18 protein-coding genes are annotated in these 17,067 nt (G+C 59.4%); 4 read left to right on the forward strand and 14 right to left on the reverse strand.

From position 1 onward, the window contains the following. Positions 1 to 27 precede the first annotated feature (27 nt). The gene (locus tag LIX15_RS20445; protein ID WP_227775416.1) at positions 28 to 726 is read right to left on the reverse strand and encodes a TMEM165/GDT1 family protein; all 699 of its coding nucleotides are present in this window, start codon (positions 724 to 726) and stop codon (positions 28 to 30) included. A gap of 1 nt (position 727) precedes the next feature. Beyond that, positions 728 to 1,393, reverse strand: coding sequence for a metal-dependent transcriptional regulator (locus LIX15_RS20450; RefSeq protein ID WP_227775417.1), 666 nt, complete (start codon positions 1,391 to 1,393; stop codon positions 728 to 730). Between the two features lie 367 nt (positions 1,394 to 1,760). On the opposite strand from LIX15_RS20450, the gene LIX15_RS20455 reads away from it, so the two are divergent. After that, positions 1,761 to 3,467, forward strand: a complete 1,707-nt coding sequence (locus tag LIX15_RS20455; protein ID WP_227775418.1) for a hypothetical protein — start codon at positions 1,761 to 1,763, stop codon at positions 3,465 to 3,467. A 30-nt stretch (positions 3,468 to 3,497) separates the two neighbouring features. Here LIX15_RS20455 and LIX15_RS20460 read toward each other — a convergent pair whose 3' ends face one another. Continuing rightward, positions 3,498 to 3,926: an FAD synthase family protein gene (locus LIX15_RS20460; RefSeq protein WP_227775419.1), complete on the reverse strand. Its 429-nt coding sequence runs from the start codon at positions 3,924 to 3,926 to the stop codon at positions 3,498 to 3,500. Next, positions 3,923 to 4,411, reverse strand: coding sequence for a JAB/MPN domain protein-containing protein (locus LIX15_RS20465; RefSeq protein ID WP_227775420.1), 489 nt, complete (start codon positions 4,409 to 4,411; stop codon positions 3,923 to 3,925). Before LIX15_RS20465 ends, LIX15_RS20460 begins: the two co-directional genes overlap by 4 nt. 164 nt (positions 4,412 to 4,575) lie before the next feature. Between LIX15_RS20465 and han the strand changes: the two genes are divergently transcribed. Further along, positions 4,576 to 6,489 carry a Hef-associated nuclease gene (han, locus tag LIX15_RS20470; RefSeq protein WP_227775421.1) on the forward strand — a complete coding sequence of 638 codons (1,914 nt, stop codon included), beginning with the start codon at positions 4,576 to 4,578 and terminating at the stop codon, positions 6,487 to 6,489. Between the two features lie 3 nt (positions 6,490 to 6,492). Here han and LIX15_RS20475 read toward each other — a convergent pair whose 3' ends face one another. Beyond that, positions 6,493 to 8,130 (reverse strand): phospholipase D-like domain-containing protein, encoded by a 1,638-nt coding sequence (locus tag LIX15_RS20475; RefSeq protein WP_227775422.1) that lies wholly within the window; start codon positions 8,128 to 8,130, stop codon positions 6,493 to 6,495. A 76-nt stretch (positions 8,131 to 8,206) separates the two neighbouring features. On the opposite strand from LIX15_RS20475, the gene LIX15_RS20480 reads away from it, so the two are divergent. Beyond that, positions 8,207 to 8,452, forward strand: coding sequence for a hypothetical protein (locus LIX15_RS20480; RefSeq protein ID WP_227775423.1), 246 nt, complete (start codon positions 8,207 to 8,209; stop codon positions 8,450 to 8,452). 29 nt (positions 8,453 to 8,481) lie between these two features. Here the strand turns inward: LIX15_RS20480 and LIX15_RS20485 are convergent, their stop codons facing one another. From LIX15_RS20485 to LIX15_RS20525, 9 genes are all read right to left on the reverse strand, one after another. Beyond that, positions 8,482 to 8,634, reverse strand: coding sequence for a DUF7837 family putative zinc-binding protein (locus tag LIX15_RS20485; protein WP_227775424.1), 153 nt, complete (start codon positions 8,632 to 8,634; stop codon positions 8,482 to 8,484). 77 nt (positions 8,635 to 8,711) lie between these two features. Continuing rightward, positions 8,712 to 9,965, reverse strand: a complete 1,254-nt coding sequence (locus tag LIX15_RS20490) for a HEAT repeat domain-containing protein (RefSeq protein WP_227775425.1) — start codon at positions 9,963 to 9,965, stop codon at positions 8,712 to 8,714. A gap of 57 nt (positions 9,966 to 10,022) precedes the next feature. Beyond that, positions 10,023 to 10,739, reverse strand: a complete 717-nt coding sequence (locus LIX15_RS20495) for a protein sorting system archaetidylserine synthase (RefSeq protein WP_227775426.1) — start codon at positions 10,737 to 10,739, stop codon at positions 10,023 to 10,025. Between the two features lie 143 nt (positions 10,740 to 10,882). Next, positions 10,883 to 11,110 (reverse strand): hypothetical protein, encoded by a 228-nt coding sequence (locus tag LIX15_RS20500; RefSeq protein WP_227775427.1) that lies wholly within the window; start codon positions 11,108 to 11,110, stop codon positions 10,883 to 10,885. A gap of 158 nt (positions 11,111 to 11,268) precedes the next feature. Further along, positions 11,269 to 11,844, reverse strand: coding sequence for a DUF447 domain-containing protein (locus tag LIX15_RS20505; RefSeq protein ID WP_227775428.1), 576 nt, complete (start codon positions 11,842 to 11,844; stop codon positions 11,269 to 11,271). Beyond that, complete coding sequence (locus tag LIX15_RS20510) at positions 11,841 to 12,686, reverse strand: triphosphoribosyl-dephospho-CoA synthase (protein WP_227775429.1); 846 nt, start codon at positions 12,684 to 12,686, stop codon at positions 11,841 to 11,843. Before LIX15_RS20510 ends, LIX15_RS20505 begins: the two co-directional genes overlap by 4 nt. Further along, positions 12,683 to 13,426 carry a tRNA-dihydrouridine synthase gene (locus tag LIX15_RS20515; protein ID WP_227775430.1) on the reverse strand — a complete coding sequence of 248 codons (744 nt, stop codon included), beginning with the start codon at positions 13,424 to 13,426 and terminating at the stop codon, positions 12,683 to 12,685. The genes LIX15_RS20510 and LIX15_RS20515 overlap by 4 nt, the downstream gene beginning before the upstream one ends. Continuing rightward, positions 13,426 to 14,430 carry a 2-phospho-L-lactate transferase gene (cofD, locus tag LIX15_RS20520; RefSeq protein WP_227775431.1) on the reverse strand — a complete coding sequence of 335 codons (1,005 nt, stop codon included), beginning with the start codon at positions 14,428 to 14,430 and terminating at the stop codon, positions 13,426 to 13,428. Before cofD ends, LIX15_RS20515 begins: the two co-directional genes overlap by 1 nt. A 42-nt stretch (positions 14,431 to 14,472) precedes the next feature. Next, positions 14,473 to 15,726: a DUF7537 family lipoprotein gene (locus LIX15_RS20525; RefSeq protein WP_227775432.1), complete on the reverse strand. Its 1,254-nt coding sequence runs from the start codon at positions 15,724 to 15,726 to the stop codon at positions 14,473 to 14,475. Positions 15,727 to 15,836: 110 nt separating this feature from the next. On the opposite strand from LIX15_RS20525, the gene LIX15_RS20530 reads away from it, so the two are divergent. Then, entirely contained in the window at positions 15,837 to 17,060 is a 1,224-nt protein-coding gene (locus LIX15_RS20530; protein ID WP_227775433.1) for an HD domain-containing protein, read from the forward strand. Positions 17,061 to 17,067 lie beyond the last annotated feature (7 nt).

The following is a 17,067-nucleotide window of genomic DNA, read 5'->3' on the forward strand; positions in this document are numbered from 1 at the left end:
GATGGGACGTTGCCCGTGCAGCGTCAGTTACCCCGCGAGGACGAACGTGCCGAACAGCACAAAAACGACTGCCGCGCCGAACTCAATCCATTTCGTCGGTACCCACCGCTCGAATCGTTCGCCGATGAGAGCATCGACGCCGGTTCTGAGTCCCAACGCTGTCACGACGCCGGCAAACACCGACAGCGGTGCGTCCGGAAACGTCGCCGCGAGGTCGATGGTCAGCAGTTGCGTCTTGTCGCCGAACTCGGCGACCATGATGAAAACGAAACTGGTTAGAACGCCGCCATACGCACCCATTCGAGCGAGGAGGCTATCGGGAAGGAATCGACCACTTACACCGACGTCGAGTCCTCCTTCGGTCATCGCCGGTGCCTTGTTCGACTCGGCACGGAACTTTCCGAACGCGCTCCGAAACGTCCACAGGCCGAACACGACGAACAGATATCCGGCGAAAGTCGTGATGAGGCCTCCCGGGAGAACCGTCACTATCCATTGACCGAACACGACTTCGATGAGACTCCACAGCGAGAAGGCGGCCATCGCGCCCGCGAACACCGTCTTCACATCGTATCGCGAGGCAAGCGTGACGACGACGAGTTGTCCCTTGTCGCCGAAGGTCGCGAGCATGTTGGCGAGAAACGAGGCTAACAGTGGCCCGTACTCGTTGTATCGATGAATTATCGCCTGAAAACCCGTTGTAAGGGGAAAGGCCGTTCCCGCCATTTTAGGCTTCTACGACTGCCCGAACGCGAATCGACCGGGCGACAGTATCCGGAAGGCTCTGTTCGCCGTCACCGACCGCCACGGTCACCATTCCGAAGGGAGCTACGTCCACGATTTCGAGCTCCGTTCCGGGCGTGATCCCCGCGTTCGAGAGGTAGCGCAGTTCCTCCTCGTCGCGGTCGCTGACCCGAGCCACGACAACCGTTTCGCCGGAGCCGTGTTCGCTGAGCCGCGTCGTGTCGTCCTCCGCAATCGGCGAGAGGTCGGCGTCCGGAATCGGGTCGCCGTGAGGGTCAACCGTCGGATTTCCGAGTGCGTCCGCGACTCGACGCTCGAACTCCTCGCTGATGTGGTGTTCGAGGCGGTCTGCCTCCTCGTGAACCTCGCTCCACGAGTAGTCCAGATGCTCGGTCAGGTACGACTCCAGCAGCCGGTGGTGGCGAACCACTTCGAGCGCGACGGTTTCACCCTCCTCGGTGAGTTCGACACCCTTGTACTTCTCCCGGTGGAGCAGGCCACGGTCGGCTAGTTTCTCTACCATGCTGGTGACTGTCGGCGGTGTCACGCCGAGATACTCTGCGATTGCGGAGGTCGCCACTGGCTCCTCGCTTTCCTTCTGGAGCGTGTAGATGGCTTTCAGATAATCCTCCATCACGTCGCTCAACATCACTGCTCGAAATTAGATTGTTCTAAACCTTCAATTTGTCGTGTAAACTCGTTCGTCGAATATCCACCACATTTCATCCGAGCAAACGCCGCCTGTCGGTCGATTCTATCGGTAGTAATGTCGACTCAGCACTCGATTCGTACGCTCGTCGGTGTCGAACGTTCGCTGACGCGTGGTTCGGTCGTTTTTACAGGTTGTGGAAACTGAACGTACGGATCATTCACGTTAATTGGTGCTAGTTATAAAATTACTATATAATATTAACTAAATTATATGGTTCAGTATGGTAGTTATCTTGTTACGGTGTACATGAATGAGCAAAAATGAAGAAAATTCCAATGACAGTGCAGTAACTCGTCGTGGACTGATGGCACTGGCAGGACTTGCCGGACTCGGAATCGCAGGCACGAATTCCGCGAGTGCGGCGTCTTCCACGTACCTCGAACTAAATGGATCGAATTCGATGAATGCCGATCTCGATGTCGGAGGCTACAACGTCGTTAACACCGGCGATATTTTTCTCGGCGACGATATCCTCGCCCAGACGAAATTCGCCTCGTTTAGCACCTACGGACAGGGCGACGGAAAGGTACAAATCTGGGACGTGAGCAACAGCCAACACCTCGTTCGAGCGAACGAGGGCGGTCCCGTCGATATCGGGACGGATCTGAACATTAGCGAGGGCGGTCTTTCGATCAACAACTGGAAAATCGTCGATATGGTCGAAGCGGGTGCAGACCCCACTGGGAACGAGGCAATTGATACTATCCTCGAAAATGAAGCGAGCGACAACACGTTGCTCGTTTTCCCGAAAGGAACCTACCGACTGGACTCCTCGTTCGAACTCAACGCCGACTACTCGAAGTTCGGAATGATCGGACAGCCACACGCGACGTTCGAAATCGCAAACAATCTCGGGAGACCGGCGATTTACATCGGCGGGAGTACGGCGCCCGACGAACTCATCCTACGGAACATAACCGTAGATATCGGAACGAACGGAGTCGATGCACCCGCCCTCCATGCGTTCGCAAAGAACAAACTGGACGTCGACACCTTCGATCTGGAAGGTGCGCGTAACTCGAACAAAGTAAGCGGATGGATAGAGACGGTGATGGTCGGTGTCACCTGCAATCCGGATTCGGGCGGAAATCCGACAGAGCGTGGGTTCGCTCACGTAAAGAATCTCCACCTCCCCGACGGAGGGAACTATCTTTCCGGCAACGGTCAAACGGGACAATTCATCGGAATCGGTAGCGTCGATCCTGATAAGGTCGGCCAAATCAATTCTCAGTACGGTATCCATCGCGGGACGATGGTGTTCGACAGCTGTTACGTCGAAGGATTCCGAAACAACGGCCTGTACGTCTCCGGATACCCGGGTAACGTCCACGTCAGAGATAGCCATCTAAAGAACAACGGGCTCACGAATATTCGACTCAGCGACGGCGACTCCGCACGGGATTGTCGCATCGAAATCGACGACAACACGCTCGACAGCGGTGGCAACCAGAACCCGGAAGCAATGGCGCTATGGGGACAGGAAGGCGACGTACTCTTCGAGAACATCGAAATCGAGCGAACGTCAGGCACGAACCGTCTGCTCCGAGACGCGATAGACGGCTACGAAACCGTATTCCGCGACATCGACATCGTCGACAACGGCACGGGCGACGTCCTCGAGTTCACGCACGGTGGGGACGTGGTACTGGAGAACGTCCGAGTCGATAAAAACGCGGGCAGCAGCTACACCAGCCGAATCATAGATTCGGCGACCACCAACGTCACGCTCAAAAACGTGCGGTACAACTCGACTGCGAGAGGCATCGTCTTCCGCAACATCGAAAAGGTATCAGTTCACGACTCGTCGTTCGACGCGAATAACTACGCGATCGAGGTCAAAGACACTCGCTCGACCAAGAAGCTGATATTCGAAAACAACCTAGTCGAGTCGGGGACGTTCATCTGGTACAGCGGTCGCCTCGGTGCGATACGGGACAACCACTTCAAAGGAAACGTCAGTCTGCAGGCGTCGCCGACGAAACAAGACGTGAGCAACAATCTCGGATACTGATCTCGGTACCCGTCCATACCGAATCTTCTTTTAACACCGCTCCTCGCAAATACGCTCGATAATCCGCCCCGTCGAAAGTAGTTCCTCGGACGCTTCGGGGTCGAGAGGCGAGGCCCGCCGAACCACGCAGTCGATTCCGCGGCGGTCGAGTTCCGCCTCGATTGCCGCATCGTCGTGATGCTGGTCGTAACCGAGCGCGATGATGTCCGGGTCGAGTTCCTCGATGGGGGCGAAAATATCCTCGGGATGGCCGACCCGGGCGTGGTCAACCATCTCCAGCGCGTGAATCATATCCCGGCGCTGGCGGTTCGGCAGAATCGGCTTCTGCTTGTGCGTAACGTTCTCCCGGCGGGCGATGATAACCGACAATCGGTCGCCCATCTCCGCCGCGTCGCGGAGATAGTGAACGTGGCCCGGATGCAGAAGGTCGAAGGTTCCCTGCGCGAGGACGTGCGTCACTGCTCTCTCAACTCCTCGTCGATATCCGCCTGCGTGAAGTCGAAAAACGATTCTGCGTCCGGAAGTTCGACGTCCAACACGTCGAGCGGCCGTGGTTTGCCGTCCCGGTCGAACGCTTTCCAGCTATCCCGTTCGTAGGGCGCGCCGATGATGATGTGAACGTCGCCCTGCCCGAACGTCGCCAAATCCGCGTCGCTCGGTCGAAGCACACCGTTAGGATGGGAGTGGACAGATCCGACCGCATTGCGGTCGTTGGGGACGGTGCTCGTTTTTACCGTCGCGCTCACGCTGTTCGATTCGGTGCCGGGAATAACGAGTATGTCCGTGATGACGATTCCGTCGCGGTCGAGTCCGAGTTTGCCAGCGGGCTCGCCGCGGAGGAATCCCATGTACTCGTTCGGATGGGAGTCGCGGGAGGATTCGAGCGCGAACACCAATGCCTCTTCCGCGATTCCCAGGATTTCATTCGACCGGAACAGCGGCATAGCAGACATTCCGGTGCCCCGCGTTCTAAACGTTGCGAACGCCCCCGCGGTTGCTATCCGTTTCGGACGCTCATTGCTACCGATTAGCAACTATCTTTGCGTTGTGCACACGCGACCCCGAGTTGCAAAGCGTTAAAAATAGCGGCACCGAAAGAACAGATAAGATGACATCCGCTGATTCCGGTCCCGATGATAGGGCCGACGATTCCGTCGTGTACGACCTCGCGGCGGACTGTACCCTCTCCGACATTTCCGAGGGCGAACAGTACCACTCAGTCGTCAACGGCGTCGTTGACTACGGTGTATTCGTCGACCTTTCCGACTCTGTCTCTGGTCTCGTTCACGAATCGAATCTCTCACAGTCGTACGACGTCGGCGACGGCCTCGTCGTTAAACTCCTCGAAGTCAGGGAGAACGGTGACCTGAGCTTCGTCCCCGCCGACACCGACGATTACGAAACCGTCGCAATCGCCCACGAGTACAACGTCGCCGAAACGGGAAGCCTCGGCGACCAAGTCGGCGAAACGGTCCACCTCGAAGGAGAAGTCGTTCAAATCAAACAGACCGGCGGGCCGACGATTTTCCACGTCAGCGACGACACGGGCGTCGTTCCCTGCGCCGCGTTCGAAGAGGCGGGCGTTCGCGCTCACCCCGAAATCGATATCGACGACGTGGTTCACCTCGTCGGCGTGGTCGAGGAGCGCGACGGCGCACTCCAAGTGGAAGCGACCTCCCTCGATGCGCTGGAAGGCGACGAAGAAGATGTCGTGCGCGATAGGCTCGAAGCCGCACTCGACGAGCGCGCCGAACCCCACGAAACCGAACCGCTCGTGGAGTGGCCCGCGCTCGAACAACTGTTCCCCGACCTGCGCGACATCGCAAAACAGCTCCGCCGCACGGTTCTCGAAAGCCGACCGATTCGCGTCCGCCACCACGCCGACGGCGACGGGATGTGCGCCAGCCTCCCGGTCGAACTCGCGCTAAAGCGATTCATCGAGCAAACGCACCAAGACCCCGACGCGAAGCGCCACCTGTTCAAGCGCCTCCCGAGCAAGGCACCGTTTTACGAGATGGAGGACGTAACACGCGACCTGAACTTCGCGCTCGAAGACCAAGCGCGACATGGCCAGAAACTTCCGCTCCTGCTCATGTTGGATAACGGAAGCACGGAGGAGGACGTGCCCGCCTACGAGAATCTCGCACATTACGATATCCCAATTCTCGTGGTTGACCACCACCACCCCGACCCCGAAGCGGTCGAGCCGTACACCGACGGCCACGTCAACCCGTACCTGTACGACGAGGATTACCGTATCACAACGGGCATGATGTGCGTCGAACTCGCTCGGATGATTTGCCCCGACCTCACCGAGGAACTCCGACACGTCCCCGCCGTCGCGGGCATTTCCGACCGCTCGAAAGCCAGCGAGATGTCGGAGTACGTCGAACTCGCGGAATCCGAAGGCTACAGTGAGGACTTCCTCACGAACATGGGCGAAGCGCTCGACTACGAGGCCTTTTGGCTGAAATACGACCCGGGACGGAACCTCATTAACGACGTTCTCAACGTCGGCTGTGACGACGAGGAGCGCCACCGAGAGCTCGTTTCGTTCCTCGCCGAACGCGCGCGCTCTGATACCGAGCAACAACTCGACGCCGCGATGCCGCACGTTCAGCACGAGCGACTGGCGAGCGAGGCTCACCTCTACCGCGTGGACGTCGAAAACCACGCCTACCGATTCACCTACCCGCCACCGGGGAAGACGACCGGCGAAATTCACGACCGGAAGGTACAGGAGACGGGCGAACCCGTCATCACCATCGGCTACGGGCCGGACTTTGCCGTCCTCCGCAGTGACGGCGTCCGGCTCGACATTCCGGAGATGGTTTCGGAACTGAACGAGGAAATCGTCGGCGGCGGCGTCAGCGGCGGCGGCCACCTCGTCGTCGGGAGCATCAAGTTCGTCAAAGGAATGCGCGAACAGGTGTTAGACGCCCTCGTGGAGAAGATGGCCGACGCGGAACTGGACGAAGCCCTCCAGAGTACGACGGTCGGACACCAGAACACGGACGATTAAACGCTACGCGAACTTTACCTCCCTTTTTGCGAGCCATACTGCGCCGGTGAGTCCCAGTGCAGTGACGACACCGACACCGATGGGAAATCGGTCGTCGGTGTCACCCCAATCTGCATCGAAAACCGTCGTGTAGTACGTCCCCACCTGCTCTCCGTGAAGTACGAGCGCGGCTTCGCGATTCTCCCGCGCCGAATTGTTGTTCCAGTTGAGGCTGCCGACGACGACGTGACGCTGATCAACGATGACGCCTTTCGCGTGAATTTTTTCGTAACCGTTCGGCTCCGCGAGTTTCGCTTCGAGTGGGAGTTCCTCATCGTCCGCGCGCTTGTTCAACCAATTCACGATTCTTCCGTTGCCCCCTTCGACGTACCACGCGCTACTGAGTAGAACGCGAACCTCAACGCCGCGGCGAGCGGCGGCCAGCGCGGCCTGAACGAACGGCTGTTGCGGCTCGCTGATTGCCATCTGCTGAACCGAAATCGACCGATTTGCGGACTGGAGAAGGGAGATAACGCCTTCTTCCGCGTTATCCGGTGCGGTCAGCACGCTCACGGATTCGACGGGGACGGTTTTCGGTTCGAATCGCGTCGGATAGCTCTCGTCGGCTGGCGGGTCGGACGTGAACGATTTTCCCTTCCTGAACTGCGACCACGAAATCGTGTCGTGCCACGCAGTATCGGCGTCGAAAATATCGACCAACTCCGTCGCGGGTTCGCCGCGAACCACAGCACCCCACCCGCGGCTCGCGTGACCGCCGACACCCGACGGTTTCCAGTTTTCGGTGAGAACGATTCCGCGATCGTCAACGACCGCGTATTTCGGGTGATGGAAGGCGTAGCGTGCGCGAGCACCGCCAATGACTTCGACTTCGATTCCCCGGTCGGCGAGTCTGTCGAGCGTAACCGCTTGTTGGCGTGTGACGCCACCGACAGGCGCGTCATCGACGAGCAGTCGGACTGCGACGCCTCGATTCGCAGCGGCAACGAGTTCGTCCGCGACTCGTTCGGAGGCGAACGAATAGCCCGCCAGTAGAATACGGTCGTCCGCCGATCGCAGGGTCTCGATGGGAACCGTCGGATTGTCCGGTAAGACGAACACGCGGGCCGTCGTCGCGCCGGTGTGAACAATCGACCGGTCGGTCGCTCCCAACGGTACCCACGAACTGCTGTCGGGGCGCCACAACTCGCTTTCAGGGGCGTTTGCGTAGGTAGTTGAATCGACAACTGAACCGTCGCCCATCGAACGGTCGGTCGTCCGAATACGAGTTGCCCGTTTTCGAAGCGTAACCGTTTCACCTTCGTTCGCCAGTGAGACGTTTCGGAGCGGAAGCGTTCGAAAGTCGGTGAGACTCTCGGTGCGGTTCGGAGCGGTGGAGAATGCAACCGTCCCGGAAACCGTCGCGTTGGGCAGGGTCGCCGTTTCCTCGTCGTCTGACAGCGTCCACGTAGAGAGATTCGTCGGTCTCGGAAACGAAATGACGACGAACTCCCCCGCATCTTCGTTCGCCACCGGGTTCGGATAGACGGAGACGATTTCCGGCGATTGGTTCGGCGCTATCTCCGCTTTCGACGGCGCCACGAACGACGGACACAGCGTTGATGCGGCGACGAGACACACGGCGAGGACGACCCTGAGAGACACGGAACGAAATGGTTCCGTCTTCTGTTATAAAAGCTCGGAACGGTAAATTTTTGTCAGAGTCGTTCCCGTTGTCGGTATGGTAGAAATTCCGTTTGCACTCGAACTGGCGGGACACGCGCTGGGTGCCCTCGGTGCGGTTCTCATCTTCTTCGAGTTCTTCCAACTACCGGATTACATCGAATACGACTCCGAGTACAACGATTACACCATCGATATTTCGCCGATGGAAGTGAGAGAATACACCTCAGTCGGTCGTATCGGCGCGTTCGTCATGGCGGTCGGGTTCGCGCTCCAGTTTCTTGCGACGCTGCTCACTCATTGATTTCGAGTTCGATCGTACTTCGTACTCATTTACCGTCCTGGATGGACAATTTCCCGACAGTCGGGACATTCGGCGAACCGCTCCGCCCCGGTTTCGGTTTCGTACTCGATGAGAAGATAGCCTCTCGTAATGCTCCCGTTGCAGTTCGGACATACACCGATTCGGGCGGGTTCGGTTGCCATACCTCAAAACTAAAGCAGATTGGCAACCCTCTTTGTTATTGGTTGATTACAGCGGAGTAAGGAGTCGTTACGGCCGATTAAAGGGCCTTTTCGGCCTCGCTCTGAACGAGGAACGAACGGTCGTCGGAGTAGCCGCGCACCGCGTCGAGTGCGCTCTCCGTTCCGATTTGATTCAGCGCCCACGCTGCGCTCGCGCGGACGGAATCCGAGTCGTCATTTTCGAGGGTGTCGGCGAGCGGGTCAATAGCACGGGTATCACCGATGCGGCCGAGCGCGCGAGCGGCGTAGCTTCGAACGTCCTCGTCGTCGACGACGAGTTGGTTTGCGACCTCCTGGGTCGTTTCATCGCTGCCGATTTCGCCGAGCGCTTTGATGACAGTTTTCGCCATCCCGGGGTCGGCATCGACGTAATCAATGATGCCGTCGATGGCTTCGTCGCTCCCGATTTTACCGAGAATGCTGATTGCATCCTTGTCGCGACGGTTCGCGCGCTGGAGCATCGGTTCGACGGCCTCCTCGTTGCCCATCCGTTCGAGCGATTCGAGGCAGTGACGCTCCATGAAGTTCGACTGGAGCGAATCGAGCGCGAGCAGAACCATGTCCGCGCGGTCTTTCTTTTCCCAGATTTTCAGGGCGTGCCACTCCGGCGGATAATCCTTGCGGTGGTCGAGAACGTCGTAGAAGCCTTCGGCTTCGAGTTGTTCGCGCGTTTCCAGGTCGCTCCACTCTTCCGCGCTCTCGATTCCGTCGTTCAACTCCTCCGTGGCTTCTACGAGCGCCTCGATGGTGTCCGCATCCTCGTCGGGGTCGAGATCGGCGTCACCGACCGCGACGGCGGCGTTTTCGAGGACTTCCGCGAGGTCGTCCGAGTTACGCGACAGCGTCACGGTGAAATCCGTGTCGAGGATGTCCTGTACGCGCTCGGCGAAGGATTCGACGACGTCCACGAGTTCGGCGCTTCCGTCGTCAGTCCAACGAACGTCTTTGATGGTCGAAGCGGCGTCCTCGATGTCGCTGATTACGTCTTCGGCATATGGACCGCGCTGATCTTCGAGTTCGTCGCGGAGGCCGGAGAGGCGTCCCTCCAACTCCTCGCGCGGGTCGTCTTCGTCTTCGTCCTCCGGTTCCGGAATGTCTGCGCTTTCGAGTAGCCCCTCGACTTTGTCGAGTTGGGCTTCGACCACGTCGAGGTCGGATTCCGTCTCGGCGCTTTCGAGTTCCGATTCCGCTTGGTCGAGTTGTTTCTCGATGGTTTCCGCATCGACGGTTTCGACCTCGGATTCCTCGGATGCGTCCGACTCCTGCGTCTCCTCGGCCTCTTCGTCGCTCATGCGTCCACCCCCGGCTGAGCCGTTGCTCTCATATGCGGAAAAATCGGGCCGTAGCCATCAAGAGCGTTTCCCTTCTGTCGTCCCCGTCGGCTTTCCGGTCGTCGTTCGCCAGTAAAAATGCGGCGAGAGGACGAGATACGCGAGCGCCAGCGTCAACAGCGCGTAGGGGAACGCTCGTCCCCGAACGTTGGGGACCAGCACCGCCAGCGAATGAACCACGCCCATGATGAGGGCGTCCCGGGCCAACAGGTCGGGATAGGTAATCGTGGAAACCATCAGTCCCGCGAGGACGAACGTAAACGCGACGAGCACCATCGGTTCGGTGAACCCCGCAAGGACACCTGCGGCGAGAATGACCGACGCGAGTGTCGTCGGAACGCCCTCCGTCACGTCGTCGTCGGTGTCGTAGGCGGTGTACAGTCCGAGTCTGACGATGGCCATGCCGACGAACAGCGCTCCGCCAACGAGCGCGATACCGACGCGAAGCGTGTCGAATCCCCACGTCTGGCGCACTAAACTTACGACCAACATCGCGGGGGCCACTGCGAACGACGCCACGTCGGCCAGTGAATCGAGGTACGGCCCCGCCGCCGAACTCCCGACTTGTCGCGCCAACACGCCGTCCAACCCGTCGGCCACCGCCGCCAACAGGACGAGGCGCGCGGCCAGTTCCGGATTCGTGGTCGCGACCGAAATCGCCAGGAAACCGAGCGCACCGTTCGAAACGGTTACCGCGTCGGCGAGCGACAGTCGTCCCACGAACCGAGGTTGCATACTCGGCGGGTAGTGCGAGCGCGCTTGATACGTCTTTTGAATCGTTTTCGATTGGAGAAGAAAACGAGAGTTTGGGCGCGAGCAATGGGGATGAAAGGAGAGAAATGAGCGGCTGAAACACAGCCGAGGTCGCCGCTTCTCGGTCAGTCGTCGCTCGCATCCCGAGCATCGTCGGTTCCTCCGCGGAGGTCACTTCGGTTGGAAAAGTACCACGAAGAGACGAGTAGCCCGATACCGGGAGATAGGGTGACGATAGCGAACCATTTTAGATTGGGGTTTTCCGCTCCCCGAACGTCGATTGTCACGAGTACCCACAGCAAAAATTGAAGAAAAAGTAACACGATGGTGACCGAAACGACGAAATCGCTCATTTGTTCCATTGAAGAAGAGTTGGGTGATATAATAGTTCCCACCCCCGAACCAACGACTCATCATTCCGATGCGCGGTTTCAAACTCCAACCGCCAGTTACCGTACTTCGCTAATCCGAATCGGATTCATCGTCAAACACCCGTCGTCCTCTCGGTATTTCACCACTCTGCGAGCTCTTGAATCCGGTCAAACGCCTCTCGCTCCCGTTTACCGCCACATTTCCGAGCAACTGCTTCAAAATATTCCAATCGCGCTCGAAGTTCCGCGACATCGTAGGCGTCAACGTCGAGGCGCGAAACTGCCACTGTCGCCTCCACGACCGCCGAAAATCCCCTGTTGACGGTCGGGACACGTTCGGTCAGGATTTCAGATTCGATGGGAACGAGTTCCCACTGTTCCCAATTCGTCCCCCCCGACTTTCCGGAATCGACCCGCTCGACTTCGACCTCGACCCACGCGTCCGCGGACTCCAATACGGCGTCCTCTTCTTCCCGAATCGAAAGCGTGGCATCCACGAAATCCACGGGGTCGCGGGTGAACTGAATCACGCCGCCGCCCCGTCGATGGAAGTTCCGCCGAGTTCGGGTGTTCCCCCACGTTTTCGCGGTCACGGGATCCACGGCGTGAAGCCCCAACGCGGCCGCGTTCCACAGGTCGTTCGGGCCGAGCGTCGCGATTATGGATTCGGTTACACCTCGAAGCTCGACCGGCCAGTCCGATTGTTTCCCGTTCACGGTCGCACCCCTCGCTCTAGCGCGACGAACAGGCCTCCCGCCACGATGTCGGCGGTCGTGCCGGGATTGATGCCATCCTCGACTAGCGAGTCAGAGAATGCGTGCACCAACTCAGAATTGCCCTGTCGAACCTCTTGCAGTGCTTCCTGTGCTCGCACACGAACGCTTTCCGCCGTTTTCTTGCCGTGCTGTTTCGCCACGAACGTATCCGGTTCGCGCGAGAGCAGTTCGAGGTACACTCGCGCGCCACGACCCGAAAGCGACCCGTCCAATTCTACGATTCGCTCGCCCGCTTCGAAGGTTCGTTCGAACCCGCTCGTCCATTCGCGGGCGATGTCGTCCTCGTCCGCCCCGAGTTCCATCACGTCGTACAGCGTGATTCCCGCATCACGAATCGCAGGAATCGCGTCGCTTCCCCGGCGCGCGTCGAACTCGTCCGCCCCTTCCGGCGGGTCGTCGACGAACACATTCACGTGGTCGAACGCACGGTAGAATCCCGTCGCATCCTCGACGGTGGTATTCTCGACGACTGCGGTGACCCCATCTGGGGAACAGGCGTCTGTCGCGCTCGCTTTCACCAGCGGAACCAACAGGCAGAGCGCCCCGAACTGCGTGTTTCCGCCGCTCTGTTGACTCATTCCCGCAATCGCTTCTTCGAACGCTTCTCCGACCGGGATACCCGCTTCGGCGGAGCGCATCCCCGACCCGGAACCGACTGCACCGGCGAGGAAATGTTCGAATCGTAGGTCGGGAAAATCCCTGTCGCGGTCTACGTTGCCGGGTTTCGGCGTTCCCGCGACCTCCAGCAGTAACGCAAGTTGTGCGTGTTCCGCTGGCGTCATGCGACCACCTCCGCGAACCACTCATCAGTCGCGTGGCGGACCTGGGAGAGGACTTCCGGACGGTCGCTCGGACGCCCGACGCTCACCGCGTCCGCGCCGTAATCGAGATATTCGAACACCGTTTCCTCGTTTCGAACGCCGTTGTTCGCCACGAGGAAACAGTCTGTCGCGTCGGCAATGTCGGCGATTACGCGTTCCGAATCCATCGTATCTACGTGGATGACCGCCGCACCCATATCAGTGACCCGGCGGACAAGGTTCGGCAAATCGACGCCGAAAACCTCGGTTCGCACCTTGACGCCGACCGTCGCACCCGTCTCCTTCGCCACCCGCACCTGTTCGCACAGTCGGTCGGGATGCCTGAGTAGCGACTGTCCCGCCCCGGTCGCACACATCTCCTCCTGTCGGCAGTGGGCGTTGAGTTCGATTATCGCGTCGTGTTTCCGGCAGACTTCGGCCGCGTCCCGAATCGGCGGGAGCGTCGCGGAGCGCACGTTGAATCCTGCTCGAATCTCTGCGTTCGAGAGGGCGGCGAGTTGCTCGTCGAGGAACTCGATTGGGTCGTCCGGCAGAAACTCGGTTCGGTCGCGGGAAACCAGCTTCCGAGCCGCGGTTCGCGTCTGTTCGTCCAGCGCGATACCGCCCAAAAACGCCGCGCCAGCGTATTCCGCGCCGTCCGTCGCCCACTCGGCGTCGGATTTTCCGGACAGACTGGCCAGCGCCACGCGCGGAGAGAACATCAGGCAACCTCCATCGTTCTCTCCAGGGCTTTTTTCACTGCCCGGGCGACGCGTTCTGCATCGGCCGCGTCGTCCATCTTCGTGTCCGTTCTGACCACGGGTCGGTCGAGGTTCGTGTCGTCTTCGTCGTCCAATACGAAGGCGTCCGCGAAGGGGTACGCTTCCGCCACGCCAGCAGTACTCGGGTCGTAGCCCACCGCTTCCATCAGTTTTCCTGCCGGGCCAGAGAAAACGCGGTCTTCTACGAACGGCGAAACGGCGACCACGGTCGCCGTTTGGAGCGCTTCCCGAAGATCGTCTACTGCCAGCATCGGGCCGATACTCGTCACCGGGTTCGACGGGCCGATAACGACCGTTTCGTCGGTCAGCGCGGAAAGCGCGGCGGGCGATGCCTTCGCGTCATCCGAACCACGGAACTCCACGTCGATTACTTCGGGTTCGCCGCCGCGTGCGACCCAGAACTCCTGAAAGTGCATCTCGGTTTCGGGCGTGTGGACGATGCTCGCCACCGGGTCGTCGCTCATCGGAACGACATCCACGGACGAGTCGAAGGCGTCGGCCAGAATCCGGGTCGTCTCGGTCAGCGAGTTCCCCTCGTCCAGGAGTCCCGTCCGCGTGACGTGAACTGCCCTGTCGCGGTCACCGAGGAGCATGAACTCGGCGACGCCGGAAAATCGCCGCCAGCGGGCGATTTTCCGGCCCGAAGTTTGCCGTTCGTCGGGGAGATAGCGCGGCCCCCTCGCCAACCCCGCCGACTCCGCGAGTCGCTGTAGTTCGTCGTGCGTTTCGGTCGTGTCGTCCGCGATTCCCCACCACGTTTCGCGGTTCAACACGTCGCCCTGCTGGAAGAGGACGGTGTCGATGTCGGGACAGACGAGCAGGCCGCCCAACTCCACGTCGTCGCCCGTGTTTCCGACGACGGTCGTTTCGGCGGGCGAGAAAACCGAAAGCGCGCCATCCAGAAGTTTCGGGGTGCCGGTTCCCCCGGAAAGAAACGTTGCCATACTCCGTGATGGTCGCGCGGTCGTGTAAATCCTTGCGCTCGGTTACTCGAACAAAGAGTTCCACGTTTCGGTGTGCATCACGAGGTACGTCCCCTCGCGGTCGATATCAGCACGCGCAACGTTGGCGTTCGTATCAACTGTCGTTTCCACCTGCACGAACGTCTGTAACTCGCGGTCGAATCGGTACATCGCCAATCCGTTTCCCTCCCCGGGGAACAGGGATTCGTCGTACGACAGTGTGATTTGCTCGACCGTCGCCTCTCCCCACGACCGGATCGACACGAGCGAAGACGCTTGCGCTTTCTGATACCCTTCGCCACCGGTGTCCCAAATTCCCCCGGACTGGCGTTCGATTTCGACGCTTTCGACCGCGTATCGTGGCCCCGTCGCGGTTATCGCCGCACCGAGGGTTTGGTTTTCGACTGTCTCGGTCACCGTCTCTGCGGGATTCGGTTCGGTAGCGGAAACGTGCTCTTTTGCTTCCGAGAGCCAGGCCGGTTGCTCCACGGTTGTCTCTCCGAGGTGCGAGTACGTCACCTCGAATTCGATTTCGACCGGGGCGCCCTCGTCCACCGCCTTGATGGACAGTTCGAACCGTTTCAAAATTCCGTCATCCGTGATGAACAGATCAATGGACGCGTCTGTCACGCTTTCGCGATCGTATCCCAGAATTTGCCCGGTTTCGTCCCCGTCGAACGCGCTCAGGTTCGAGGCAGTGTAGTGATGGACGCTCGCGTTCGCGTCGGATTCGACTCCCTCGTATTCGAACGCCGCGATTTCGAAATACTCCGTGAGGTTCGGTTGGAGATGTCCGGAAACGCCCAATTCCGTCGGTGGCCGACTGTACGAAATTGCTCCGCTATCTCCGCTGGAAACTCGATGGTAGCCCGCTCCGGATTGGGTGATGTAGGTCTGCTGTCGATTGAGCGTATTTTGACTCGACACGTTCTGGTACGTGCGTAGTTCGCCTGTTTCGACGCTTCCACGGGCCGTCGTGTATATTATCTGACGATCGTCCGTTTCCGAATTCGACATCCTAATTCGTTCTTTGAACGTGTAGTTCCCCGCTTGACGAAGCGCCGTTTCGTGCGCCGTCACGATTTCGTCGTTCGAAAGCGGAAGACTGTGAATCGGTTTCGTCGTGGTTCGGTCGCCCGCTGTCTCGGTGACCGTCGTCTCGTTGCTCGTTCCGTCCCCAGTCGCCTCTGTACGTTCGTTGATAAATCCGGAACATCCAGAAAGTACGATGACGAGGACGAGAACAACGATAGTTCTCGTCCCAATATCTAACTTCATTGAGTAATATCGATAAACGACATTATAAAAATTATACTATCCAAATCGAGTCCGCCGAGTTCCGATTTCGTCCTTCGGTTTTTATAGGATGACGAACCAACCTGTATCCAATGAAGACCATCAAGGACAGCGTTCACGACCACATCGACGTGGTGGGGGTGGCGCGTGACCTGCTTGATACGCCCGCAGTCCAGCGACTTCGACACATCACGCAACTCGGCACCGCTCGTCTCGTCTACCCCTCGGCGAATCACACCCGATTCGAACACAGTCTCGGCGTCTACCATCTCGCCTGCGAAGCTCTCACGAATCTCGGTATCGAGGGAACGCAGGCCGAGCGAGTCCGCGCCGCGGCCCTCCTCCACGACATTGGCCACTCTCCGTACAGTCATACCATCGAAGAACTCATTCACCGACACACTGACAAATACCACGACGACGTTCACGACCTCATCTCCGGGTCGGAAGTCGGCGACGTGCTTCGAGAGCACGATTTAGACCCGGACACCATCGCCGATCTCATCGCGGGAGCGGGCGAACTCGGACAGGTCGTTTCGGGCGAACTCGACGTGGACAGGATGGACTACCTCGTTCGAGACGCCCACCACACGGGCGTCCCCTACGGAACCATCGACCACGAGCGACTCACGCGCGAACTGACGTTTCTCGACGGCAAACTCGTCCTCGCGGAGGGGAACGTCCAGACCGCGGAAAGCCTGCTCGTCGCCCGTGCGCTGATGAACCCGACGGTGTACAACCACCACGTCACGCGAATCAGTAAGGCGATGCTCCAGCGGGCGAGCGAGCGACTGCTCTCCGAACCGGACATCGACGCCGAACAGTTACGCCGGATGGACGACCACGATTTGCTCGTCGCGCTCCGTGCAACGCCGGAAACCGCCGAGTTCGCTCGACGTCTCTCCCACCGTGACCTCTACAAACGGGCCGTCTGGGCAGAGATGCAGGACGTTCCGGACGAGATTATCGACGCTGACCACGAAACAATCCGCGAGTACGAAACCGACATCGCCGAAAATGCGGATGTCGATTCCGAATCCGTCATCCTCGACGTGCTCGGTCGGCCGCGGATGACGGAATCCTCGTCGCGCGTTCTCGTCAACGGCGACGTGCGTGCGCTAGGGGAACAGTCCACCCTCGTCCGGGCACTCCAGCAGGTTCAGCGCGACCAGTGGCGGTTGGGTGTCTACGCACCAGTCACGGAAACCGAAGCGGTCGGACTCGCAACCGAGCGCGTCCTCGGGTTGGACACCGACGGAACGCTGGTCAGCGACGTTCGAACCGGCGTCAGAACGACGTTGGACGACTTCGAATAAGTCGTCG

The organism is Haladaptatus pallidirubidus, from assembly GCF_020700235.1.
GTDB classification, from domain to species: Archaea; Halobacteriota; Halobacteria; order Halobacteriales; family Haladaptataceae; genus Haladaptatus; species Haladaptatus pallidirubidus.